Source organism: Rhizobium binae, from assembly GCF_017357225.1.
Classification (GTDB): Bacteria; Pseudomonadota; Alphaproteobacteria; order Rhizobiales; family Rhizobiaceae; genus Rhizobium; species Rhizobium binae.
In genome coordinates this window covers 112,202-136,827 of record NZ_CP071605.1, presented here as the reverse complement: position 1 = coordinate 136,827, position 24,626 = coordinate 112,202, and the positions used below count along the sequence as shown (strand labels likewise).

Genomic DNA, 24,626 nt, shown 5'->3' with positions numbered 1-24,626 from the left:
TATCGCCCTTAACTGGTCATAATCCTGTATCTCCTGTTTTGTGGCAAGCTCAAATTGCGCAGAGGTAGAGGTCGAAGAACGACCAGCCGGTTAATTGCTACTGACGTCGGTTGCGGTTGCAGCGGGTTCCTCCCGATGCTCCACCCTGAGCACATCACCGGGCATGACAGGATCATTGTCGCTGACAACAAGGGTTTGCATGCTGCCGTTGACGACGCGGTTGATCGTCATCAGGAACGTGTACGGGCCGTTCTCAAGAGCGAGTGACGCCATGGCCGACGGCGCGCGGAGCTCCAGGTTCCTTAAGAGGTCTCGCGCTGTCCGGATCTTTTCGCCGTTTGAGGCAAACCGGTCACGCAATTCGGCCGCTTCGGTCAGTGCATTGACGCGGTAGCGATTGTGCACGTCGGCAATATCCTGATCCACCCTGGCAAGGTCCTGCTCGGTCTTGAGCATTGCAAGCGAGACGTCGAGGTTACGACTCTCGAGCTCGGCAACATTCTGGTTGGCGCCAAGCTGGCGAGCCGACAGCGTCAGACCTCGCAAGGCTAGCTTGTTGACCGCATCGAGATCCTTGCTCGCCAGATCGATCTGCTTGGCGAGTGATGCGCCTTTCTCTTTTAGCGCCGCGATCTGGTTGTTAGCGAGCACTTTGGCACGGTTGAGCGCGTCAATCTCCGTCATCATCGAACGCTCGCGCGTCTCGAACAAGGACTGTTCTTCTTGCATCATTCGGGAGAAACGTGGTTCTTTCGCCCGCGACACGAGCTCCTGCGGGAAGACGACCGAAGTGGCGCCGTTCAATACGGCATCAACGCGAGCCTGACGCGCGACGAGACCCAGTCGCTCTGCTTCCAGCTCGCGCATTTGGCCACGACTGGACAGCGCATCGCGCTGCAGGCCAATCACATTAGCATCGGTCGAACCGATCCCGCCGGCCATGCTCAGCGCTTGTATAACCGTCAGCCCTGGACTGAAATTGTACTTGCCCGGACTTGCGACCAGCCCGGTTACGAACAATGGCCGATAGGAGGAAATTTCGACAGAAGCGCTGGGTCGCTTCTGTAGTCCTACTTCACCTTGAAGTCGTTGCCCGATCGTTTCAGATATCTGCTCCAGGGTCTTGCCGGCCACTGAAACGGTACCGATGATCGGCAGGGAAAGATTGCCTGCCGAAGAGACGACGAAATCTCCGGTCAGGGGCGCCCATTCATACGCAGTCCCAGTGCTCGGACGCCATTCGTAAACGCGAATCTTCAACGTGTCCTGTGGCCCCGGAACGTATTCCTCGCCAGCGTGAACGGCACCCCCCGCACCAACAATCGACAGGACGGCGACGCATGTCGCTGCCTTGCGACTCAAGCTCGTTTTACCCCACACGGCAGTGAGCGATTTTCCGTGGATCAAACGACGTAAGAAGGGAAACTGCATCCAGCTGCTCCAGTTGCGATGTTGTGGCACTCCGGTGGGCGTCATGCCGACTCCGCCAAGGCGGTCCCGGTGGCTTGCGCCACGTAGCTACGGAAGCGATCCACGAAGACGTCCCTGCGAAAGTCTGCTGCGCGCGAAACCGCGTCGGCTGGGTTGAAGTCCAGTCGTTCCATGCGCTCAACCGCATCGATCAGCGCCTCGGTTGTCTGAGTTTCGAAGAAGACGCCTGTTTTGTTGTTCACCACAGTCTCCGTTGCGCCGCCCCTACCGAATGCAATGACGGGGCGCCCGCTTGCCATCGCCTCAACTGGGACAATCCCGAAGTCCTCCTCTCCGGGGAAAACCAGCCCCTTGCAGCGGGCATAGTGGTGTCTAAGGACATCAAAGGGCTGGGCGCCCAGAATTGTCACGGTCGGTCCAGCGAGCCGCCTGAGGTGATCGAGCATTTCGCCACCACCAATTACGACAAGCTTGGCCTTCATTTGATTGAAGGCTTCGACAGCAAGATCGGGCCGCTTGTAGCTGACGAGCTCCCCGACCATCAGATAATAATCGCCAACTTCAGCGGGGGCGACCGGGCCGAAGGCGGCGGTATCAACCGGAGGATGAATGACAGCCGCGTCGCGTCGATAATAGCTCTTGATCCGCTGCGCCACGGTACTGGAGTTGGCAATAAAATCATCTACGCGGGATGCCGTCGCAACATCCCATGTCCTTAGATAGTGGGCCATGGGCGGCATCATCAACCGTGTCATCAAGCCGGAGCTGTCGTAGTACCTGTTGTACATATTCCAAATGTAGCGCATTGGCGAATGGCAATAGCAAAGGTGCAATGCCGGCGACGTTGGTATGATGCCCTTCGCCGGCCCCGACTCGCTGCTGATCACAAGATCGTAAGCACCGAGATCGATCTGCTCCAGCGCCATGGGCATCAAAGGAAGATAGCGCTTATACATCCGCTTCGCGTACGGCAGTGCGCCGATGAAGGTCGTCTGTATCTTGTGTTTCTTGATGCTGTTGGAAATGGCGGAAAGATCACAGACATGCGTGTATATGTCGGCGGTCGGGAAAATATCGCATAGCGCTTCGAGAACCTTCTCACCACCACGCATTCCCACCAGCCAGTAATGAACAATCGCTATTCGCACGCCAAGCTCCTCGAAACCAAACTAACGATATTACTATGGCATGCAGTGCGGGGGTAACTCTTGCCGGTGTCCCGATTAAAAATGAGACTGTAAGCAGCTATATTAGGCAGTTAAGACATAAGAAGGATCACCGCGTGCCGTGCTCTTTCCCGCGCTGCACAGTTTATATAGTGCAGTGCAATAAAAATATTGTCAAATCGTTTAATACTTGTTAGCTATCTTGTGCATGCCATGACGGCATTGTCTGCAAGTGCCCGAAGTCTAAGCTTTTACAAAGGGGAATACGCAGATGAGGGAAATTGATCTCAGTCGGAATCTCGACAGGTTCAACAAGGCGCAGCTACATTCTCACCGGCCGCCGAGGTCCCGAAAGTCCGGCGTGATGGGACATGAAATCCTTTCTGCCGTTTTCGCCACCTTCAGGTACGCGATCGACGCAACAATTGCGGCGGTTGGTTTGCTGGTCCTGGCGCCGATGATCCTAATGCTTGTCGCGGTTCTGCTGGTCTTGCAAGGGCGCCCCATTTTCATCGCCCATCGTCGCATCGGCAGGAACGGTGTCATGTTTCCATGCCTTAAGTTTCGCACGATGGTAAGAAATGCCGACGAGGTTCTGAACCGGCATCTGGCTGCAAATCCGCACCTCAGGGCGGAATGGAACGAGACGCGCAAACTGAAGGATGATCCGCGGGTGACGCCGTTCGGTGCGCTCCTGCGCAAGAGCAGTATCGACGAAATCCCTCAGCTCTTCAATGTCATTTGCGGGCAAATGAGCCTCGTTGGCCCGCGACCGATTGTTACAAGCGAAGCTGAGCTCTATGGCGTTCACTATGCCGACTACATCAAGGTTCGTCCCGGCTTAACAGGATTGTGGCAGGTCAGTGGACGCAGCGACATCAGCTACAGCGAACGTGTCCAACTGGATGTCCGCTACGTCACAGAGCAAAGTGTCCTCGGCGATCTGTCAATCATGGTGAAGACGATCCCAGCCGTGCTGCGCTCGCGCGGCAGCTACTGAAACCGGCGCCTGGCAAGCGAAGCCCCAACGGCCTGGGACGCTGCTGAATCCGAGTATGATTTGGACCTTCAAAGGAGGCACCGCATGCGGAGCGCGCGGTTGTCCAGGAGATATTCGAATGGCCGCCAGCACATTTGCAATCAATGGCCGCTTTCTCACTCAGGACATGACGGGCGTCCAACGCTATGCGCGCAATGTCGTCAAAGCCATGGACGAATCTGTTGCGTCGGACGGATCGACGATACTCGTTCCCGCAAACGCATCAGAATTGCAGCTGCAACGGATACGGCTAAAAAAGGCTGGCCAACTGACCGGCCATGCTTGGGAGCAGACCGAACTGGCCTGTCTCAGCGGCACTCACCGGCTTCTCAATCTGTGCAATACCGCCCCCGTTGCAAAAGCCGACCAAATTGTCTGCATTCATGATGCAAACATATTTGCGGCACCTCAGAGCTACAGCAGATCTTTTCGCGTCCTCTATCACAATCTCCAGCCCTTGCTTGTGCGGCGCTCGATACGGATCGCATCCGTTTCTCATGCCGCTGCCAGGCAGCTGGCACGGCACCTACCGATCCGCCTGTCGGATATCGCCGTTCTTCCCAATGGCCATGAGCATGCGCTGCACTGGGATCCATCCTTGGCCAAACTGGCTCCAGACTTATTGGCCTCGAGGGGCACACCGCGTCCGTTCGTTCTTGCTTTGGGATCGCGAGCCCTCCACAAGAACCTGTCTCTGCTGATTGAAATCGCGCCTGAGCTTGAGGACATGAATCTCGACATCGTCATCGCGGGCGGTGGCGACGGCATATTTGCTACACAGACCTTGCCTCGCCAGCCAAACGTTCTCCTTCTCGGGCGGGTGACCGATCATGACTTGGCCCATCTGATGGATCGTGCCCTATGTTTGGCATTCCCCTCGCTGACGGAAGGTTTCGGATTGCCGATCGTGGAAGCAATGGCGAGATCCTGCCCGGTCGTGGCGTCCCATTGCGCCAGCATGCCGGAGGTTTGCGGCGATGCGGCTCTCGTGGCATCGCCATTTGAACCCGGCGAGTGGATCGCGCACATCCGATCGCTCCAATCGTCGCAGCAACTACGAGAAGATCTCGCCGGTCGAGGTCGCGAACAGGTTCGACAATTTTCGTGGGAGCGAACGGCAAAAGGTTATCTGGAACTCATCGACAACCCCGGAGCCGAGGTGAAGTGCCACGCCGCAGCGAACGCGAATTCTCCCCGGGTCAGTGTCATTTTTGCGACCCGCGGGCGCCCGGACATCGTTGCGGCGACCGTGCGTCACTTTCTCGCCACACAAAGCTTGAAACCCGAAGCGGTGCTTATCTCCTGTGTGGATCCTTCCGATGCCGGCGATTTGGCCGAGCATCCTGACGTGACAATCATCACGGGGCCCCCAGGGCTTGCCGCCCAACGCAACAGCGCGTTACGGCATGTTCAACCGGGAACTGAGGTGGTTGCATTCTTCGATGACGACTTCGTCGCCGACGGCAACTGGCTCGCCAGTGCTGTACAGGCGTTCCGCGATGAAAGCCAGGTTGCAGCATTTACGGGAGGCGTCCTCGCGGATGGAATCAAGGGACCAGGAATTTCGTTTCGGGATGCGGTTCAGCTGGTGGCGGCTGGCCAACCGGAGGCGACCTGGTTGGAACCGTTCAGCCCCTACGGCTGCAACATGGCCTTTCGATTTTCCTCAATCGGTAATGTCAGGTTCGACGAGCGCCTTGTTCTCTATGGCTGGTTGGAGGACCGCGACTTTGCCGCAACCCTCGCCAAGCGCGGTGGCCGGCTGGTGAAGTCGGGCCTCGCCTTTGGCGTCCACATGGGGGTGAAGAGCGGCAGGGTCAGCGGCGAGCGACTTGGATACTCTCAGATCATTAATCCGATCTACATGATGAAAAAGGGCACGATGAGCTTGCCCAAGGTTATCGGTCAGATCTTCCGTAATGCCGCCAGTAACTTCGGTCGTGCCGTCTGGCCGGAACCATTCATTGACCGGCGTGGTCGGGCCAAGGGCAACCTCCTGGCTGCCCTCGACGCCTTGCGCGGTCGTCTCGAGCCCGAGCGTGCTGCCGCGATCGCAGCGCCGACAACCCACAACCACTTGGACGATAGGAGCACGAATGATGTTCAACAGACCCCGCCCTATTGATATGACGTCGAGGCTTTGGCGGGTGAACGAGACGCAATCGGAAATGACCGGAGACGGTCCCATTGCACTGTTGCGAGCACTGATTGACCTTGGCACACGTCATAAAGTTCCTCTTTCGGTCTGCTGTGGAGGGGGTCTGCTGCTTGCCGCGCTCTATGCCCATTCCCTGCCGCCAACCTATCAGGCCACCGCAACGCTGTTGCTCGAACCACGCCAATCGGCAATCTCCGGCGGCGAGGCCGGCGCCCAACAAATCCTCGATCTCAATCGCGCTGACAGCGAGCTTCAGACGATAAAGTCAGAGCGCTTGCTATCGGCAGTCTTCGAGAGCCTGAACCTGCAGGATGATCCGGAGGTCGGGCGGCAGCAGCCAAGCTTGATCGGTCGGCTCGTCAATGGGTTACGCTTGCGCCTGGGAGGGCAGAGCGAAGCCGACAGCGCAAGGATTGACCGATCGGAACCTGTGGAGGGCAGTGCCGACATAGAGCTTGCAAATGAGGCCGACCGGGCGGCGTTCGCCAACTTCATGTCGCGCCTCAATGCGCGTCGCGTCGGTCAATCGTTCGTCATCGAGATCGAGTACTCCTCTTCGGATCCGAAATTACCGGCCCGCGTCGCAAACGCGACGGTCTCCGGATATATTTATCAGACAGTGGCCTTCAAGGAGCAAATCGCACGCGCAGGCACCGAAGCTTTGCAAGGACGCCTCGACTCGCTTGCGCGACAGGTCGACGCTGCGCGCGAAGCCATGCATGAAGGCGGGTTGCCGGCAATTGCGACACCCGATGCTGATGCCCGCATCATTGGAGCCGCTCTGCCGCCACTTGGGCCATCAGCGCCGAGAAAATCGCTTATCATCGCGCTTGGCGGCGTGGTCGGACTGCTGTTTGGATTTGCTGTGGTCGTTATCCGAATGGCGCTTGACCGCCGCGTCCGAAGCGCCAAAGAGCTCGCCCGGGAGACGGAAATCCTGTGCCTGGGTTCAATCCCGGACGTTCCGGGCGTCGAAGGTGTTCCCTGGCGTATCACGAGCCCACAAGAACAGAAATTCGTATCTGCCATCCGCGACGTGCGCACCTCAGTCGAAATCGCCTGCACAAGCCTGCGCAATGAAAAAAGCATTGTAATTGCGGTTGTCGGGTGGACGTCGGGTGCCGGCGTTTCGACCCTGTGCACCAGCCTTTCACAGATCATCAGCCGCAGCGGCCGGCAGGTGACACTGTTTAAGGCTGCGCATGGCGATGATGTCCGCGCCTTTGATGACAATCTACCCGCTGTCTCACTTGCCGGTGCCGCATTTGCCGGTCTTATGCCCGAACAGCTTTCCTTTGAGGACGTGGGAGGGGTCGCGGTGCTACCGATCCATTCCAGAGATGCCAATGCCAATCTTTTCACCGACTTTCGCAACCCGCATGTTCGACGCATCTTCGAGGCAGCCCGTTCACGCGGTGACGTGCTTCTCGACTTGCCGGCACTTCGCCATTCGATGGATGCGCTTGCGCTGGCAAGCTACGCGGATGCGGTTCTGATTGTGGCGCGCGCTGGCAAGACTACAATCGAGGAAGTTTCGGAGTCTGTTCAGCTTCTTCGCCGCGCCGGCGCCAACGTAGTCGGAACCGTCCTCAACCGCGCGCGGGGATGAGCGACCCTGCTGGAATGAAATGAAAGTTCTCGAGAGGTCGCCCTACGTTCTGACAATGGCGACGAGATCGCTCCGGCGACTGGTCAGCGATCAAAGAGTTCCAGCCGACCACGACCAGCAATCAGCCGCACTCCGAGCAGCAGCAAGGTCGCGGCGTAGGTCGCTGCCCCTAGAGCGATCACCAGCGCAAGTTCCAGAACGTGCGGATAATTTCGCCCTGCCAGTTCATGGCGCAAAAACCAGACCATGATCGCCATCGCGGTTACGGCGACTGCAACCTTCCAGAGATTCCTGAGTTGAGCGACGATGCTGACTTCAAGCAGGCGGCGGGCTTCGCTGAGGTAGAAGGCAAACATAAGCGTTGAAAGGGCAATTCTGGCGAGGCTAACCCCAGTAACCGATCCAAGATAGAACCCGATTGTAATCAGCAGCATCCGGAAACAGAGGTCGACTGCATTCAAACGGAAGATCACGTGCGGCCGATCGAGGGCCACACTGACCGACGAGAGTGTCTGAAAATAGGGGATCGGTGCTACCGCAAGAGCAAGCAAGCTGAGGAGGGGCGCTGCATGTTCCCATTTTGCGCCAAGCAACAGGTCGGTGGCAAGGTCCGCTGTGAGTGATATCCCCACGCAGGCCGGTGCCGAGATCAGCATTGCAAAGCGGGTTGCCTTCAAGAACGCTTGGCGCACCCGCGCCCGGTCCGCGTTGATTTGCGAGAACGCCGCCATGACTGGCTGCAGCGCCGGCCCGATGAGGCTTTGGGTCGGTATAACCGCCACGTCGCTTGCCACTGCATAGCGTCCAAGCGTGGTGCGGTCAGCAAGCGCGCCTATGAGAAAACGATCGAATTGCCAGTTCAGTGCGGAGATCAACTGCGCCGAGCTGAACCATCCGATGAAGCCCGCGAAGTCAGGGAGGCGGACAAGCGAAAAGGCCGGCCTATAGGGAGCAAGGACATAGGATGCGACCGTCGAGGCAAAAGAGGCGACAACGAAGTTTGCAACGATGGCCCAGTAGGCTCCGCCATTTAAGACGACGAACATCGCGATTATACTGGCAGATAGTTTTCCCGATGATTCCAGTATGAAGGTCTGTCGAAATCCGAGTTGGCGCGCGAAATTGATCATCGCGGGACTGGTCAGTCCTCTGGAAATTGGACCGAGCGCGAGCACGGCAACGAGCAGCACGAGATGGCTGTCCCGATTGATCCACGAGTAAGGCCAGGCGGCTGCCAAAACGATCGTCCCGATCAGAACGCCTCTAAGGAGCCCGACCGTAAAACCGGTGTCGAGATGGCTTTTGTCGATTGTCGGCAGCCGCACGAGCGCCTGTGTCACCGGAACCTCGAGCATGGTGTCGACGACCACCACAAGTGATGTCGCCAGCGCGGCAAGGCCGAAATCGGCGGGCGTCAGAGTGCGGGCGAGAACGAGCAGTGTGAAGAAATCGATAATCCGCCCGACAAAGCGGGAGAAGACGAGCCATCCGGCTCCCTTGAGTGCCTTAACCGCGAGCATGTCTTACTCCAAGATCCGGGGCTCCAGCAACGTCGAGTATAGAAGCCATGACGGATGTCCTTATGGAGAGCGTGCCTGAAAGACATGCCCTTGCGCTTACTCATCCTCCCGTTTGGTGACTTGCCGCTAGGCCCGGCCGATCCGATAGATGACTAACGAGGCTCCCCCACGCGCGCATCTATTTCAAGCGCGCCGACACTCCCCTTACAATATGCGCTATCTCGAGTGCGGGAAGCAGCGCGGACTTTAAGAACGGAAAATCGCGGGCGATGGCGCCTTCCCGCCAGAGCTGTGCTTTGACTGCTGCAAGTCTTCGCGCCAGATCGGGGGCTGCGGATTGTTTAAGGACGTAGACACTTTCCTGGCGGCCGAAATCCACGGAACGGGATCCCACTCCCAGGGCCATCATGTCGAACGCGCGTGGGTTTGTGATCGCTTGCTTCAGGCGCGTCCAGGCAAGATCGGCATCACGCATGATCTGAGTTCCGTTTCCTAACTGCTCGATGTATTGCAGCACACCGGAAAGCAGCAGGTTGCCGTCGGCCGGGTCGAGACGACCATAAGCGATGTCTCCGGCATTGCTGCGAATGCTTCCGTCATCTGCTTCACTGAAGTGTCGAACCGACGGAATGGCAGGTTCAAACAGGCTCTCGATAATCTGCCAATATCGCAAGATAACCGTTTCGACCTTGAGCGGGCTATAGAGATCTTCCTCGACGACCAGGCCGGTCACCCTTGGGAAATGATCCTCGCTCAGTCCCTTGTAGTTGCATCGGGCGAACTGAATCGTTTCGAACTGGCGTTCGGGAAGCCCGGAAGCCACCAAACGCTGGGTGCTGCCATAGAGCCCTGTATCGCAAAGGATTATGCGCGAGGTATCGCCGACAATCTGCTGCAGATGACGTTCAAAGAGCTCGTTCTGTTTTGCAATGTCCTCAAGCACGACAAGGCCTTCGGGCGTGTCGAGCATCGAAAAGAAGCAGCTTGCCTCGAAAGACATCTCCCATGATCCGCGCAGGTCGTACTTGCGGCCGCCCAATGCGTTGGCAACTTCGGCAAAACTATTCTTCCCGAATTCGCGCCCGAGCTCGTCGAGCACCGCCGGGCTTCGCCTGACGAGGGCGGCTCGCGCAGCCACCAGACGCGAGATCTGGATATTCTCGCGGCGGATTGCGAGTGGTAAGCCCAGCTTCTTAAGCAGGCGTTCAAAGGCTTCCCTGATGCCAATACCACCGCGCGCGCAAAACAACATAGCCGCATTTGCGTCAGTTTCGGCCTGCGCGGCATAGAGCCAGATATGGAGGCAAAATTGGGCAACGATCGGACCAAAAACTTCCCGTCCGAACGCCGTCCGATCAGCCAACTCAGGAATGTGGTTGGTAGTCCGCCTCAGTTGGTTGCGAACACCTCGCATGGCCTCGGCCCGAGCCCCATCGGCACGTGCGGCAAGCAGCCTGAGGCGCCCCTTCGGAAGATGCAGGGCTTGGATACCCATCCTCCTCGGTACGGCACAATCAGCGAGCAGATCATCCCCCAGATGCAGCACGCGAGACGCTGCGACACCTTCTTGCGCAAGAACGCTGGAAAACAGTTGGCCATGTCGCTTGCTGGCGCCGAGATCCGCACTCGAATAGATGTTGTCGATAAGGCCAGGACCGTGAAAGTGGTTGATCAACTCCGCCAAATGACGCGCCGGCAGGGCTGTATCGGACACGGCGACGATGCGAATGCCGGCCTGGCGCTTCAGGCGCAAGACCTTAGCAAGCTTTTCGTTGGCCGAGAGTGAAACCTTCTCGATTGCGATCTCCAGGGAAATATGCTCGTCGATCATGCGCTCGGGAAGGCCGAGCATGACCAATTGTCTGGCCACGATATCGACCAGCCTGACCTCGCCCGTGCCGCCCCCGACGTTCAACGCACGATAGGCAAACCTCTCTGCCAATTGCCGCGTGCGAAACAGGTGTTCCGGACTGATCACAATTCCTTCATCGCGAAGCAGGCGGGCAAAACGCTGTTCAGCCAGTATCGCGCGCGATCTCTGCGAACGTGGCTGACGCAGCAGCAACGTGTCGAAAACATCCGTCGAGATAAGGTCAATGCCCTCCAGAGGCCCATGAAGGAGATGGTCGAGGCTTTGCAGCAGCACTGGATGACCCCTTTGCCATTGATCAACCTTGCCCGACTTTGGCAATAAAATCGCAGCGGACGCACTGCAGCAAGGCTCTATCGTTGCTTTCGCACCTGCGAAAACTCTGCCGCATTATTTGACGCACTTCAAGTGCAAAGTTGCTTTTTATTTGCGACATTGAATCGTTGCAAAAACTACTCAGATACCAGCTGTTTTTCCGACGTTGTTCCTTGAGCTATCGACTCTTTTTTCATTGCCTTATACTGTTGCAGTCGACCGGGAGGACAGTACGGGGGCGACCAATGGATGACGCAAGCCATCATTCCTTACGCATGTCCGCAGTGCAGCAATTTGATATCATCGTTCTCGGAGCCGGCATTTCCGGGCTTGTCGCAGCCTCGATCCTTTCTGCGCAAGGTAACCGCGTGATCGTCGTGGATGAGTACGACCACGTTGGCGGAAACCACATCGATTGGTCCTCTCGCGAAGGTTATACATTCGACGTCGGGAGCCTGATCTTCCAGGACGACTCTCCACTCCTGCGGCATTTCCCGGAGCTCCTTGAGCGTTATGTTCCCATCAAGCCGAGTTGGGGACGCTTAAATCCCCAGGGTAAGATAACAGTCTATCCGATCTCCATACGCGACGACATTTTCGGGGCGGGTCCGGTAGGCATCGTGCGAATCTTCGCGTCGGTGCTTTATGCTCGCATTTTCTGTCGGCGCATGGCCAATGCTCGGGATTTTGCACGCTATTGGATTGGTGCCTACCTGCTGGACCGATCCGGGCTCGGGACCTACATGAAGCGTTTCTACGGTGTCCCTGCCGAAGAGATTGATCTCGAACTTGCGCGCAAGCGCATGCTCTGGATCGCCGAATATGCTTCGCTGCGCAATCTGCTGCGCCGCTTGCTGAAGCGCAAACGATCAATCGCGCCCAAAAACCGCCAGATGGCACGCCCAAGAGAAGGATTCGCCGTGCTGTACGCCGCGGCTGTCTCCAGACTCCAAAGCTGCGGCGTCGTCTTCAAGCTCTCGGCTTCAATCGGTCAGGTTCACAAGACGGATTGCGGCTATGCGATGTCGCTCGATGACTCAAGCGTGGCTGCCAGCCGCATTATCTCAACAGTTCCGATCGAGGTCGCCGAACGGATATGTGGAAGCGGAAAGACATCCGGCCTGAAGACCATCACCCTCATTACGCTTTACTTCAGTTTTGCGGGCGATCGAGGATTCCGTCAGTCGATCATCTATAATTTCTCACACCAGGGATCATGGAAGAGGTTGACTGTCTACTCGGACTTCTACGGGCGGGTGGCGGAGAGGGAGTATTTTGCTGTCGAAGTCATCGCTGGCGTCGTCAACTCAGCCGAGCAAGCAGAAGCCGATTTCCGCCAACATGTATGCGCAAACGGATTGTTCAACGGTGATCTGAAGCTGGAAGGCAATCAGATTTTGACGAATGCCTATCCGATTTACAGCAAGGGGGCAGCACAGAACGCAGCTGAAGCGATCGCACGATTGCGAACCTTCGGAATTGAATCGATTGGACGCCAGGGCGGCTTCAATTATCAGCCGACCGCCAGGGTCTCTACCATCGATGTCGAGACTGCGATCGGCAATCCCTAACGGCGGCCGCTTTGCAGTCTGCGAAGAAACCGACAGAGGCTTATTGAGTGTCCTTAGACGAGAGGTGGACGATGCGCATCCTGCATATCCTCAATCACACACGGCGCCTGAACGGGCATGTGCATGCCGCAGTGGATCTTGCCTGCGCCCAAGTCCGCCTTGGACACCAGGTATATGTCGCAAGCGAAGGCGGAGACTTCGACGCGCTTCTGCAAGCAAATGGCATCCAAACGCTCCTCATCAGTCACAAGCGAAAGGCTCCAAGCCTCATTAAAGCGCTGCTCGCGCTCAGCAGCTATATTAAGAAGTTCAATATCGACATCGTTCATGCACACATGATGACAAGCGCCGTCATCGCTTTTCCGATCTGCAAGTTGAGACGCATTCCGCTGATTACGACAGTCCACAACGAGTTCGAGAAAAGCGCGACGTTGATGGGCCTCGGAACTCGCGTCATCGCCGTCAGCGATGTGGTCGGAGCCTCGATGCGCCGCCGCGGCGTGGCTCCGTCGAAATTGAAGGTCGTACTGAACGGAACGATCGGATCGAGCCGCGCCGAGGGGCGCAGCGAAGAGCCCAAGGTTCTCCGCTCACCAAGCATTCTGTTTGTCGGAGGACTGCACCCGCGCAAGGGTGTCCCGGACCTTTTCAATGCTTTCGAAACCGTCCACCGCTCCTTCTCGAGCGCACATCTCTACATCGTCGGCGACGGTCCATTTCGCGAAGAATACAAGAAAGCGGCCGCAACACTGCAAAGCGCATCGGCCATAACCTTTGTCGGCTCGACCAGGGACCCTTATCCTTACATGTTGGGAGCAGACATTTTCGTACTTCCCTCGCATGCCGACCCGGCCCCACTCGTATTGTCGGAGGCCCGTGAGGCCGGTTGCGCAATCGTCGGGTCGTCCGTCGACGGTATTCCTCAACTTCTCGAGCATGGCGAAGCCGGACTTCTGGTTCCGCCCAACGATCCGGACGCACTTGCCGAGACGTTGAGCCATCTTCTCGAGTCACCTGATCGGATCGCCGATTGGCGCCGGAAAAGCCAACTACGGATTGAACGCTTGATGATAGAGCGCGTCGCCAAAGAGACGCTGGAGGTCTACCACTCGGCGATACCACGGGCCAAGGCAGTTGCCTTGGCAACGTGACGCTTGGGTTGGCTATTGAAAACGTTGCTACACGGAGAATGCCTGCTTCAACCGCGACCGCATCTGCCGCGATCGAGACGGGTCAATTCGGATCGCTGCCAGTTGCTTCGCGATTGCGTTCGGCAGGACGAAGAGGGCAACGGCAAAGAGGCAAAGCGCAAGGCGCTTCTTGCCGGTGTGTTCACGCCTCACAGCCCGGATATAAGCGGAAATCTGGCCGATGCTCGGCCGCTTTCCATCCACGACGAGGCTCATCGTTTTCAGTTCCATCACGTAGGCATAATCGTTGCGAACTTCGAGCTTATCTATTGTCGCGCAACGGGCCTGCACGAGTTCGTCCAAATGGTGGAGGCGCCCCATGAAGCGATCAACATAGCCTTTCATGCGTTTTGAGGTGAGGACGGAAAAGGACGACTGGTTGGCATTGTGAATTCGATATTTGCCCAAGGTCTTATCGATCGAGACGACGCGACCGACAAAGGGAGCGAGCAAATAGGAGACGCCGTCGATGCCACGCTCGTAGGTCATTTCGCCAAGGCCCTCGTAAACGTCACGTCGATAGATGTTTCCCGATGTCGGTGGAGTGTCGTAGTAGCCTCTTGCTCGAATTGATCGGATGAGCGGTCCTGAATCATCGGATGGCTGGAGCGCCGGAAACGCGTTGCCAATCGATTTGCCAGTCTGGTCTATCGGCAGAAGCATAAATTGTATCTTCGAAACGCCAGGTCGCAGGTAGGGCTCTATATGCGCAAGGGCGCCTTCGCCAAGCACGTCGTCAGCGTCCAGAAAGTAGACGAAGTCGCCGTGCGAGAGCGACAACCCCGTCAATGACGTCTTCAGTTGGCCCCGATTTTCGGTGCGCACCGCAACGATCTTATCTCCGAATTCCTGGATCTTCTGCCAGGATTGATCGGTCGATCCGTCATCGACTACTATTATCTCGAGATTGTCATAGTTTTGCGAAAGAACACTCCTGATGCATTCTCCGATATACATTTCGTAGTTGTAACAAGTGATTATGATGCTGAGAAGCGGCTGGACTTTTAGCATCTTGCAAACCTTCTCTACACGGCTTATGTTGCAAAGCAGCATAGCGAGTGCGGTGCAAGACGTCCATAAAAAATATGTTTATATATGCTGAAGCATAAATGGCCGATATGGCTATAGGTTGTACGGCCTCGAAGTGAATTCGTGGCAATCCAGTAGTAAATCCATCGGCGTTTGCCCGTGGCGCCCTAGTCTTCACCTTGCCGTCCAGGTGTCGCCGGCAACATGGAATTTCGCCGTCTTTTGATCCGGAGCACGAATGGAAATGCAAGTCGGCCAGCCGCTACGCGATCGATCCCAACGTCGGCTCAAGATCCTGTACATCCAGCCGGGAACGAGCGCGTTTGCGGGAATTGAACGCGTGGTTGATGCCGTCTGCACAATGCTCGCAGACCGGTATCCGGAGGACTTCGAGGTCGACGTGCTCTACACCTCCATTCACAAAAACCGTCCGACAGAAGCGCGCGGCTACAACATCATCGATCGTGTTGCGAACGGTCGGATCGCGTTGATGCGAACATTCAGGCGCGTAATCAAAGCAAAGGACTATAGTCTTGTGGTCGTCCCACAGATCGAGCCCGCGGTCATATGCATGGCCGCATGCCTCGGCCTGAAGCGCCGTTTTGCCGTTCATTTGCATGGAAACCCAAAACGCGAACGCAGTCATATCAAAGCGAAGATTCTGTTCCTCCTGATGCGTGTCTATTTCCTCTCAAAAGTATCCTATGTGTTCGGGACATCGCCCAGGCAATTGGAATCGTTCAAGGAAATGTTCAGGAGCAAGGTGCCGCAAGTCTGGGTCCCCAATCCCGTCAGAACATTTGACGCTGCTGAAGCATCATTGGGCCAAGAAGAGTCCGACGTCGTGACATTCGTCAATGTCGGTCGCTTCGCATTCCAGAAGGGCCAGGACATCCTCCTTCGCGCATTCGCCGAACTCGCTAAGATCCGGCCAAACGTCAGCCTAAAAATCGTTGGATATGGGGTCGGCGAGGCGGACCTGCGGACTGAGATTTCGAGACTGGGTCTCGACGGCATGGTTAGCATTGAGCATCACCCAACCAACCCCGCTCCTGCGCTTGCGACGAGTGATGTATATGTATCGACGTCTCGGTGGGAAGGGTGGTCGCTGGCGATTTGCGAAGCGCTCCGGTTCGGCTTGCCGGTGATTGCGACCGACTGCGAATTCGGACCGAGCGATATCCTCGTGGACCCTCGCCTTGGTCGCCTCGTTCCTGTGAGTGGCGGCCCGGCACTAGCGGAGGCAATGGCATACTATTGTGACAACCTCTTTGTCGAGCGGTCACACTCTGATTTCCGCAAAGACTTCATCGACCGATACAGCCCGGAGCGCGTGGTGGAAGTCCACGCGCAGGCACTGCGGACCGCCGCCAAGGAATTCTCGTAGGTCATTCATCGGCAAGGAGAATGTGCATCATGTCATCTCTCTTTCGGCGCGATTTCATACAGTCTTCTGCTGCATGGCTTGCCCTCCAGTGGCATTGCACTACCGTTGCGGCCGAACCTATTGACGATCCGACAGTCGGAAGGGAAATCGTTTTCGAGGACTTGTTCGAGACGCTCGATTGGTCGGTTTGGCATGCAGGTCCGAAGGCAACGACGGACGGAACCGGTTTCTACGGTCGGTCGGCATTCGCCACCAAATACGGTGAGGAAGGTTTCAATCCGTATACCATCGTCGCCGATGAAGCAGCAGAAAACGGCACGGCGCTGCAGATATCGGCAAAATACATCGGGCGGCCGATGAATGTGCGTAAATACTACGGAAACACTCTTCCAGAGTTTCAATGGATTTCGGGGAATCTCCAGACAGCCAGAAACGATGGTACAATTCTTAAAGGATGGCGCAAAGGCTATTTCGAGGCGCGCATGCTCTTTCCCAGGCACCCGATAACCTGGCCAGCGTTCTGGATGCTCAACGGCCGATGCATCCTGGAGCCGAAGACAAGCATAGAGCTTGACATCGTTGAACATAAGGGATGGGAGCCGACCGTTTATGGGACCTACCTTCATGAATGGGGAGGGGCCGACCAAAATTCGCGAAGCACCGGCGTTGAAACGCCGGTCGACATGACCGCCGCCTATTGCCGCTACGGCATGCTCGTCGATGACAAGCGGTGTATTCCGTTTTTCAACCGAAAGCCCGTCATCGACAGAAGGACAGGCAAACCTGCTAATTGGCCAATCACGCGCTCGAGGCGATTGGACGAGGAATCCGATGTTTTCTGGCCGCTCTTGACGCTGGCACTGCGCACCGACGTCCCGTTTCCGCAGCCTCTAAAGGAAGATGACATGTTGGCTCATATGAGGGTCGATTATTTCAGGGTCTATGAATGAGGAAAACCTGGGGCGATCGCTGCCGCAGCCTATTGGTCGGTCCAGTCGTCGTAACGGGCGCGATTGCAGCTCGCGAGCCCAAAGCCCGGAAATGCGGTCGAATGCGTATTGCGATGATCGGCTCAGGCTATGTCGGCCTTGTCTTCGTTATCTGCCTTGCCGATTTCGGCATCATGCAGGAAAAGAAGAGCGAGAAGAAGTAGAGATGCGTTACTTCATTACCGGTACTGCAGGCTTCATCGGCTTTCATCTTGCTCGCCGCCTGCTGCAGGATGGCCACGAGGTCGTCGGCTTCGATGGCATGACGCCCTACTACAACATCACGCTGAAACATATGCGCAACGCCGCGCTGGCGCAGTTTCCGGCCTTCCGCCAGGTGATGGCAATGCTGGAAGATCGTAATGCCCTCGAAGACGCCGTGGCGAGCGCCAAGGCTGATGTAATGGTGCATTTCGCGGCACAGGCCGGCGTACGCTACAGTCTTGAAAATCCAAGGGCTTATCTGACGTCCAATCTCGAAGGCTCCTGGAACATCCTCGAGATCGCCAAGGACGCAGGCGTCAAGCATCTCATGCTGGCCTCGACCTCCTCGATCTATGGTGCCAACCCGACCGTTCCATTCCGCGAGACAGACCGCTCCGACGAGCCGCTGACCTTTTATGCGGCGACGAAGAAATCGATGGAGCTGATGGCGCATAGCTATGCCCATCTCCATAAGACCCCGACCACCGCATTTCGGTTCTTCACTGTCTACGGCCCCTGGGGCCGTCCCGACATGGCCCTCTTCAAGTTTGTCAAGAACATACTTGAGGACCAGCCGATTGAGATCTACGGCGAAGGGAAGATGAGCCGCGACTTCACTTACATCGATGATCTCGTCGAGGCGCTCGTTCGGCTTTCTTCTGTCATTCCATCTGAGGCAAATCGCGTAAGTGACGAACGCATTGAGACGTTGTCGCATCAGGCGCCGTTCCGCGTCGTGAACATCGGCGGAGGTCAGCCCGAGAGCCTGATGACCTTCGTCGAAACCGTCGAAAAGGCACTCGGCCAGCCGGCAAAGCGCAAGATGCTGCCGATGCAGAAGGGCGACGTTCCTCGTACGTTTGCCAGTCCCGATCTGCTGGTGGCGCTGACCGGTTACAAACCGGAGACCAAGCTGGATGTCGGTGTGAAGGCTTTCGTCGACTGGTATCTTGATGCACGCAGCGACCTCGAGCGCCAATTGGAGGGCGTTCGATGAACTGCCGACGGAGATCGACGGGCTAACGCATTCCTATGGCGATGTGTTATCGCGGGATTTGTGCACTCAGACAGACAGCCATCCGCCCTGCAACGAGACGGTGAGCTTCGTCCCCGCCAGAGAGCGGGCGATCAACCGCCCGAGGTATTCCTCTAACAGCGCGTTCATCTCGAATAGCATGGCGGTACCCCGGCCGGCGCCGCCGGTGGTTGTCTGATGGCGGTCCTGCAGGAAGAGCCGGGTCATGGCGAAGTGCTCCTGCCAGGACCGGTTGGTGCGGTCGATCAGCACCTGATCCCAGCGCAGCGCGGAAACCGGGACGCCGGTAATATCGGCATAGACGAAAGCCAGCTCGCGCAGGCGTTGCTGGTCGGCGGCGCGCCGGAAGAGGCGCGCCACCCCCACTGCTGCTTTCATGTCGGTTGAGCGGCGTGTCTTCGGACAAATGTAACTGATGTTCTTCTCCCACGTTGCTCTGGCAGCCTGGTCTGTGATTGCCTATCCATGGACGAGCATGTGTTTCGGCGTGAAATCACAGTCTCAAATCTTCTGACGACAAACAAATGTGCTCCGGCCTGCCACGTTCTGGCGATTAGTCCGTCGGCTCAAGCAAATCGTCCAGTTTTTCGACCACTGCCCGGACTACATCGGCGCGGCTTACAATGCCAATCAACACGCCGTCACGCAGGATAGGGACGCGCTTGATCTGATGTTTCAGCATCAGATCGGCCAGTTCCGCAAGTGAGGCATCCTCATCAGCGGAGATGATCGCAGTGTGCATAATTTCGCGAACGTGCTGCTGGTTGAGGCGGATTTCAGCGAGGAACTGCGGGGCGAGTGTTTCGCCTTCGGCCAGCATGCGTAGCCATTGCGCTCGCTTGGTCTGAAACTGCGAGCCGAAGTGGCGCATGACGTCGCCTTCGCTGACCAATCCAAGCGGCCGGTTATCGGGACCCACCACCGGCACTGCGGTGACGTGATGGATTAGCATGCGCCGGGCAGCCTCGGCCACGGTCGTCTCAGGCGACACCGTAACTAAATTCGTTGTCATCACTGACTTGGCGGGGATCGTCATGTGTACTGCTCCAGTTAGAAAGCATGAACAATACTGGACTAGTCGGGGGGCCGCCTTGACGTACCGCAATTTGCGATAGCGCGTATTGTCAATGATGAATCGTACCCATGTCGATAACGCGGATCACCCGCCCCGAAGTTTCAAGGGGAGAGCTTTGCGGCCGTCGTTCTATTGCGGTTTGAACGTTATATTGCCTTTGACCAGGGTCGACTGCCCAGGGCAGCCCCCACTGGGCAACGGCTGGTGCTCTCGGCTGCAGCGGGGCCCGGCCAGCATGCCCGGCCGAGGATTCATTCACCAAGCCCGAATGGGCTTGTGATTGGAAGTTGCTATGTTAACTAGCTGCCTTGTGGTTTTTCGTCGGCTGTTCCAGATTTGCGAAGGATCTTTGTCAAACAATACATGCGATCGGAAGCAACATGAGGAATGCACACCAGGAAAAGGACGAGATGCCGGAGACGGCGGCCGGTCGGCCATCAACGGACCGTCGGAGGTCGCTGGCGATCGGGCTTTTGCGCGCGCGTGAAGCGGTGATGAGCCATTTCCGGCCGATATTGGCGGCGCATGACGTTACGGAGCAGCAGTGGCGGGTCATCCGCGTGCTCTCCGAAGCCGGGATGCTCGACGCAAGTGAAGTGGCGGATAAGGCCTCTATCCTGGCGCCGAGCCTGACCCGCATGATCCGCTCGCTCGAGGAGCGTGGCTTCATTACCAAACACAAGGACAAGGCCGACGGCCGGCGGGTGCTGCTGCAGATCACCACGGCTGGGCAAGCAATGGTCGACGACGTCATGCCGGAAAGCCTGAAAGTCTATGCGGATATCGGCGCGCGTTTCGGTGAAGCCAGGGTCGAGGAGCTCTTGGACATGCTCGACGAACTGGCGACGTTGGGGCTTGAACACACGCCAAGCGACGAGAAGTGACCCGAAACTCCAGTGCTCGACTAATTCATGTGTTAAATATATGATTGACGATCGGACCGGCCTGTTGCAGTCTTCAGCGATACTGACACTGTCGGGAGGCAGAGTTGGACCTGTTGCAGAACCGCAGCCTTGTCGAGCGCATATGGTCGCCGACGCCTTATGATCAATGGGCGGACGACCTTCATAACATCTGCGGGAATTTCAACGCGCACACGATGGAGCGCGGCGACACGGTGATCGGCACGGCAAGCCGCATCGACGTGTGCGGCATGGAATTCGCCCATGTCTCCAACGATCTCGATTATGTGCATCGCGGCTGGGACGATATTCGCCGCGATGCCCACGAGCATCTGTTCCTGATCATGCAGCTCGAAGGCGCCTGCGGCGTGGAGCATTTCGGCCGGCAGAACATCCTCGGCGTCGGCGAATGCATCCTCGTCGATTCCACGCGGCCGACCACCTTCTTTTTCCGCGGCCACTTCTCCAATCATCTCTCCCTGCACCTGCCGCGGCAGTTGATGTATTCGGGCAGCAAGGTGGAATTCGACGTGGCCCGCAAGCTTTCGGCCGCCGATCCGATGGCGGTGATGCTGCGCGCGCTCATCGCCAAGATGATGACGACGCCGGAAAGCGAGGCGGCCTCGCCGCATCTGCGCCAGCTGATGTTCGACACGACGCGCCAGGCGTTCCTGTCGACCAACATCCAGACAGCAAGCCTGAATTCCCTGCATGACAGCGCCGGCAGGCGCATACAGATGGTCGATATCCTGATCGACAAGCATCTGACCGACAGCGATCTCAACGCCAGATGGCTGGCGACGAGGCTCGGCGTATCGATCCGCACGCTGCAGCAGGATTTCCAGGGCATGGGCATGACCTGCACCACCGTCATCCGCGACAAGCGCCTGCGCTTCGCACGCGAGAAGATCGAGCAGCTGAAGGAGCAGCGCAACCCCACGACCATTGCCGAGGTCGCCTATTCCGCCGGCTTCAACGACATCTCCTATTTCAATCGCAGCTTCAAGGAGCTGTTCGATTGCGCCCCGAGCGAGCTGCTTCGCGGCGGTGAACCGGCGCAAAAGATGGTCTGAAGCGCAATCTGCGCTTTCGTCCAAGCCGGAGCGCGTTTCTCCCCAAGACGGCTTTTCCACCGAAAGTCATAGTTCTCCTCGATCTCACGGGAGGAGAATATCGTGAAGCAGTCTACCCTGCTCATCGGCGGCGAAACTGTCGCGACGACCGATCATGCGCCGGTTACAAATCCATCGAATGGCGAAATCGTCGGCTACATGCCGCTTGCTCAGGAAGCCGATCTCGATAGGGCCGTCGCCGCGGCCGCCGAAGCCTTCAGAAGCTGGTCGCGGACGTCGAATGAGGAGCGAGCAGCGGCCTGCCGGGCGATCGCGGAGAAGATCGGCGAGCACGCCGAAGAACTGGCGCAGATCCTGACCCGGGAACAGGGAAAGCCGCTCAACGGCCTGGGCTCGCGCTTCGAAATCGGCGGCGCGCTCGCCTGGACGCGGCATACGGCCGAACTCGACCTGCCGGTCGAAATCCTGCAGGACGACAATAAGGGCCGTGTCGAGCTGCACCGCAAGCCGATCGGCGTCGTCGGCTCGATCACACCGTGGAACTGGCCCGTGATGATCGCCTGCTGGCACATCATGCCGGCGGCCCGCGCCGGCAACACCGTCGTCATCAAGCCGTCGCCCCTGACGCCGCTTTCCACCATCCGCCTCGTCGAGATCATCAGCGAGGTGCTGCCGCCCGGCGTCGTCAATGTGATCGCCGGCGAAAACAGCATCGGTGCCGCACTTTCAGCTCATCCCGGCATTGCCAAGATGACCTTCACCGGCTCGACCGAGACCGGCAAGAAGATCATGGCCTCGGCGGTGGCCACCCTGAAGAGGCTTACGCTGGAACTCGGCGGCAATGATGCCGGCATCGTGCTGCCCGACGTCGATCCAAAGAGCATCGTCGAGGGCCTTTTCTGGGGCGCCTTCATCAACAACGGCCAGACCTGCGCAGCGCTGAAGCGCCTTTATGTGCATGACAGCATCTATGAGGAGGTCTGCGCCGCACTTGCCGATTATGCCGGCAAGATCGCCATCGGCGACGGTCTCGATGAGGCAAGCATCCTCGGCCCGGTGCAGAACGAATTGCAGTTCAACAAGGTGCGCGATCTTGTCGACGATGCGCGCGCAAAGGGCGGCCGCATCCTGACCGGCGGCGCACCGATGGACCGGCCCGGCTACTTCTACCCGATCACGCTCGTTGCCGATGTCGATCATGGCGTCCGGCTGGTCGACGAGGAGCAGTTCGGCCCGGCTTTGCCGATCATCCGCTACAGCGATCTCGACGAAGTGATCGCCCGCGCCAACCAGAATCCGGCCGGTCTCGGCGGCTCGGTCTGGTCTGCCGATGTCGAGAAGGCGAAGCGCTATGCGATGCAGCTCGAATGCGGTTCGGTCTGGATCAACAAGCACGGCGCGATCCAGCCCAACGCGCCCTTCGGCGGCGTCAAACAATCCGGTATCGGCGTCGAATTCGGCGCTGAGGGGCTGAAGGAATTCACGACGATCCAGACGGTGTTGAGCTGAGCCATGACGACTTACGATTAGATCATCGTCGAGGGCAAGTCGACGTCGCCATGGCCCCGCTGGACGCCACGAGGCACTGCCAGGCGTAGCGCTACCAGGAGAGGTAAGTGTGTTCGTAGACATGGTTGGGGCTGAGGTGAAATGCGCCCTGAGCCCGATGTTTCCGCCGGCTCTGGTCCGCTCGCAGCGCCGCCCTCTCATAGCCTGCCGCATCCGGCCCGGCGATCGAGGCGAGAACGACGATATTGCCCTTGCTGCGGATCAGGTGCGGCAGGGATTCGCGGGCGCTGACGAAGGCAGTGTTGAGGTTGAGCCTCGTGGCGAGATTCCAGGTCTCGTCTGACATGCTGATCGTCGGCCCGACACCGTGGCCGCCGGCATTGGCGATCAGCACATCGAGCCCGCCGAAGGTCTCGACAACAGTTTCGAGCGCGGCCCGCATCGCAGCACCATCGGCGGCATCGGCGGTCATGACGGTAGCGCCGATCTCATCGGCGACGGCGCGAAGCGGCTCGGGGCGCCGTCCGACGAGCACGACATTGCCGCCTTCCTGCCGGATGCGCCGGGCGACGGCAGCGCCGATGCCCGTGCCGCCGCCGGTGATCAGCGCCGTCTTGTTGCTGAAACGCATATCTCTTCCTCCTGGATCTTTCGATCATCATGGTCGAAAGGCCGGGAGGCGTCCTGTCCAGCTGTGCAGTCCGTTTTGACTGAGCGTGCAAAAGGATGCGGGAGAGGTCAGTAGACCTTCACGTCGCCCGCGGGTCTGGCAGGTTCGGCCTTATGGAAGTCGTCGAGCAGCTTGGCGGTGGCATTGGCAAGCAGCATGACGTCGTTGCCGATCGCCACGAAGGTGGCGCCGAGTTCGAGGTAGCGCTTGGAGAGGGCGAGATCGCCGGTCAGGATGCCGGCGGACTTGCCATGCGACTGGATCTTGGCAAGCGCCTTTTCGACTGCAGCCTGCACTTCGGGCGCGCCCGGCTTGCCGAGATAGCCCATGTCGGCGGCGAGATCGGATGGGCCGATGAAGATGCCGTCGACGCCCTCGGTCGTCGCGATCGCATCGAGGGCTGCGAGCCCCGCCCGGCTTTCGACCTGCAGGAGCAGGCAGATCTCGTCATTGGCGGTCTGGAGATAGTCGGGAATGCGGTTGAAATCGGAAGCGCGGGCAAGGGCAGCGCCGACGCCGCGCACGCCCTGCGGGGGATAGCGTACGGCGCGGACCATGGCCTCCGCCATCTCCTTGCTGTCGACCATCGGAATGAGCAGCGTTTGGGCGCCGATATCGAGCATCTGCTTGATTATCCATGTCTCGCCGACCGGCGGGCGGATCACGGCATGGCTTGCCGATCCCTTCATCGCCTGCAGTTGCGAGGCGAGCAGCGGCACGTCGTTCGGCGCATGTTCGGCATCGAGCAGCAGCCAGTCGTAACCGGCGCCGGCGCAGATTTCGACCGTGTAGGGACTGGCGAGCGCCTGCCAGAGACCGATCTGTGCCCGCCCCTCTTTCAGGGCTTGCTTGAAGAGGTTTGTGGGCGCCGGCATGGTTTCAC

At 58.1% G+C, this 24,626-nt stretch carries 19 protein-coding genes and 2 pseudogenes; 11 read left to right on the top strand and 10 right to left on the bottom strand.

What is annotated here, in order from left to right:
• Nucleotides 1–90: 90 nt before the first annotated feature.
• A complete protein-coding gene (locus tag J2J99_RS22605; protein ID WP_375337279.1) occupies nt 91–1,476 on the bottom strand; it encodes a polysaccharide biosynthesis/export family protein in 1,386 nt (461 codons plus the stop codon).
• Nucleotides 1,473–2,543: a glycosyltransferase gene (locus J2J99_RS22600; protein ID WP_168298112.1), complete on the bottom strand. Its 1,071-nt coding sequence runs from the start codon at nt 2,541–2,543 to the stop codon at nt 1,473–1,475. The genes J2J99_RS22605 and J2J99_RS22600 overlap by 4 nt, the downstream gene beginning before the upstream one ends.
• 325 nt (nt 2,544–2,868) lie before the next feature.
• Here J2J99_RS22600 and J2J99_RS22595 point away from each other — a divergent pair, with 325 nt between their 5' ends.
• The 3 genes from J2J99_RS22595 to J2J99_RS22585 all read left to right on the top strand — a co-directional run bounded on the left by J2J99_RS22595 (nt 2,869) and on the right by J2J99_RS22585 (nt 7,403).
• Complete coding sequence (locus J2J99_RS22595; protein ID WP_168298037.1) at nt 2,869–3,597, top strand: sugar transferase; 729 nt, start codon at nt 2,869–2,871, stop codon at nt 3,595–3,597.
• 118 nt (nt 3,598–3,715) lie between these two features.
• The gene (locus J2J99_RS22590; RefSeq protein ID WP_168298035.1) at nt 3,716–5,761 is read left to right on the top strand and encodes a glycosyltransferase; all 2,046 of its coding nucleotides are present in this window, start codon (nt 3,716–3,718) and stop codon (nt 5,759–5,761) included.
• On the top strand, nt 5,733–7,403 hold the full coding sequence (locus tag J2J99_RS22585) for a GNVR domain-containing protein (RefSeq protein WP_168298033.1): 1,671 nt from the start codon (nt 5,733–5,735) through the stop codon (nt 7,401–7,403). Before J2J99_RS22590 ends, J2J99_RS22585 begins: the two co-directional genes overlap by 29 nt.
• Before the next feature lie 83 nt (nt 7,404–7,486).
• On the opposite strand, the gene J2J99_RS22580 is transcribed toward J2J99_RS22585, so the two are convergent.
• Together J2J99_RS22580 and J2J99_RS22575 are read right to left on the bottom strand one after the other, a co-directional pair.
• Entirely contained in the window at nt 7,487–8,923 is a 1,437-nt protein-coding gene (locus J2J99_RS22580; protein ID WP_168298031.1) for an oligosaccharide flippase family protein, read from the bottom strand.
• 178 nt (nt 8,924–9,101) lie between these two features.
• Nucleotides 9,102–11,069, bottom strand: coding sequence for a hydrolase (locus J2J99_RS22575; RefSeq protein WP_168298029.1), 1,968 nt, complete (start codon nt 11,067–11,069; stop codon nt 9,102–9,104).
• Nucleotides 11,070–11,353: 284 nt separating this feature from the next.
• Between J2J99_RS22575 and J2J99_RS22570 the strand changes: the two genes are divergently transcribed.
• Both J2J99_RS22570 and J2J99_RS22565 read left to right on the top strand, forming a co-directional pair.
• On the top strand, nt 11,354–12,679 hold the full coding sequence (locus J2J99_RS22570; protein WP_168298027.1) for an NAD(P)-binding protein: 1,326 nt from the start codon (nt 11,354–11,356) through the stop codon (nt 12,677–12,679).
• A gap of 71 nt (nt 12,680–12,750) precedes the next feature.
• The gene (locus J2J99_RS22565; RefSeq protein ID WP_168298025.1) at nt 12,751–13,830 is read left to right on the top strand and encodes a glycosyltransferase family 4 protein; all 1,080 of its coding nucleotides are present in this window, start codon (nt 12,751–12,753) and stop codon (nt 13,828–13,830) included.
• Between the two features lie 27 nt (nt 13,831–13,857).
• On the opposite strand, the gene J2J99_RS22560 is transcribed toward J2J99_RS22565, so the two are convergent.
• Complete coding sequence (locus J2J99_RS22560) at nt 13,858–14,922, bottom strand: glycosyltransferase family 2 protein (protein WP_246638529.1); 1,065 nt, start codon at nt 14,920–14,922, stop codon at nt 13,858–13,860.
• A 220-nt stretch (nt 14,923–15,142) separates the two neighbouring features.
• Between J2J99_RS22560 and J2J99_RS22555 the strand changes: the two genes are divergently transcribed.
• The 3 genes from J2J99_RS22555 to J2J99_RS22540 all read left to right on the top strand — a co-directional run bounded on the left by J2J99_RS22555 (nt 15,143) and on the right by J2J99_RS22540 (nt 18,475).
• Nucleotides 15,143–16,285 (top strand): glycosyltransferase, encoded by a 1,143-nt coding sequence (locus tag J2J99_RS22555; protein WP_168298108.1) that lies wholly within the window; start codon nt 15,143–15,145, stop codon nt 16,283–16,285.
• A 26-nt stretch (nt 16,286–16,311) separates the two neighbouring features.
• Nucleotides 16,312–17,235 carry a glycoside hydrolase family 16 protein gene (locus tag J2J99_RS22550; RefSeq protein WP_246763159.1) on the top strand — a complete coding sequence of 308 codons (924 nt, stop codon included), beginning with the start codon at nt 16,312–16,314 and terminating at the stop codon, nt 17,233–17,235.
• Nucleotides 17,236–17,440: 205 nt separating this feature from the next.
• Nucleotides 17,441–18,475 carry an NAD-dependent epimerase/dehydratase family protein gene (locus J2J99_RS22540; RefSeq protein WP_168298021.1) on the top strand — a complete coding sequence of 345 codons (1,035 nt, stop codon included), beginning with the start codon at nt 17,441–17,443 and terminating at the stop codon, nt 18,473–18,475.
• A gap of 66 nt (nt 18,476–18,541) precedes the next feature.
• On the opposite strand, the gene J2J99_RS22535 is transcribed toward J2J99_RS22540, so the two are convergent.
• Together J2J99_RS22535 and J2J99_RS22530 are read right to left on the bottom strand one after the other, a co-directional pair.
• Nucleotides 18,542–18,892, bottom strand: a complete 351-nt coding sequence (locus tag J2J99_RS22535) for a 5-methylcytosine restriction system specificity protein McrC (RefSeq protein ID WP_168298019.1) — start codon at nt 18,890–18,892, stop codon at nt 18,542–18,544.
• A gap of 175 nt (nt 18,893–19,067) precedes the next feature.
• Entirely contained in the window at nt 19,068–19,550 is a 483-nt protein-coding gene (locus J2J99_RS22530) for a CBS domain-containing protein (protein WP_168298017.1), read from the bottom strand.
• Between the two features lie 449 nt (nt 19,551–19,999).
• Between J2J99_RS22530 and hpaR the strand changes: the two genes are divergently transcribed.
• From hpaR to J2J99_RS22515, 3 genes are all read left to right on the top strand, one after another.
• Nucleotides 20,000–20,473, top strand: a complete 474-nt coding sequence (gene hpaR / locus J2J99_RS22525; protein ID WP_246735388.1) for a homoprotocatechuate degradation operon regulator HpaR — start codon at nt 20,000–20,002, stop codon at nt 20,471–20,473.
• 104 nt (nt 20,474–20,577) lie between these two features.
• Nucleotides 20,578–21,564 carry a helix-turn-helix domain-containing protein gene (locus tag J2J99_RS22520; protein ID WP_168298013.1) on the top strand — a complete coding sequence of 329 codons (987 nt, stop codon included), beginning with the start codon at nt 20,578–20,580 and terminating at the stop codon, nt 21,562–21,564.
• Between the two features lie 102 nt (nt 21,565–21,666).
• Nucleotides 21,667–23,073: an aldehyde dehydrogenase family protein gene (locus J2J99_RS22515; protein ID WP_168298011.1), complete on the top strand. Its 1,407-nt coding sequence runs from the start codon at nt 21,667–21,669 to the stop codon at nt 23,071–23,073.
• A 26-nt stretch (nt 23,074–23,099) separates the two neighbouring features.
• Here J2J99_RS22515 and J2J99_RS34600 read toward each other — a convergent pair.
• The 3 genes and pseudogenes from J2J99_RS34600 to hpaI all read right to left on the bottom strand — a co-directional run.
• Nucleotides 23,100–23,206 (bottom strand): annotated as a pseudogene (locus tag J2J99_RS34600) (MoaF C-terminal domain-containing protein); the annotation flags it as partial.
• Between the two features lie 66 nt (nt 23,207–23,272).
• Nucleotides 23,273–23,704: pseudogene (locus J2J99_RS22510) on the bottom strand (SDR family NAD(P)-dependent oxidoreductase); the annotation flags it as partial.
• Between the two features lie 107 nt (nt 23,705–23,811).
• The gene (gene hpaI / locus J2J99_RS22505; protein ID WP_168298009.1) at nt 23,812–24,618 is read right to left on the bottom strand and encodes a 4-hydroxy-2-oxoheptanedioate aldolase; all 807 of its coding nucleotides are present in this window, start codon (nt 24,616–24,618) and stop codon (nt 23,812–23,814) included.
• Between the last annotated feature and the right edge of the window lie 8 nt (nt 24,619–24,626).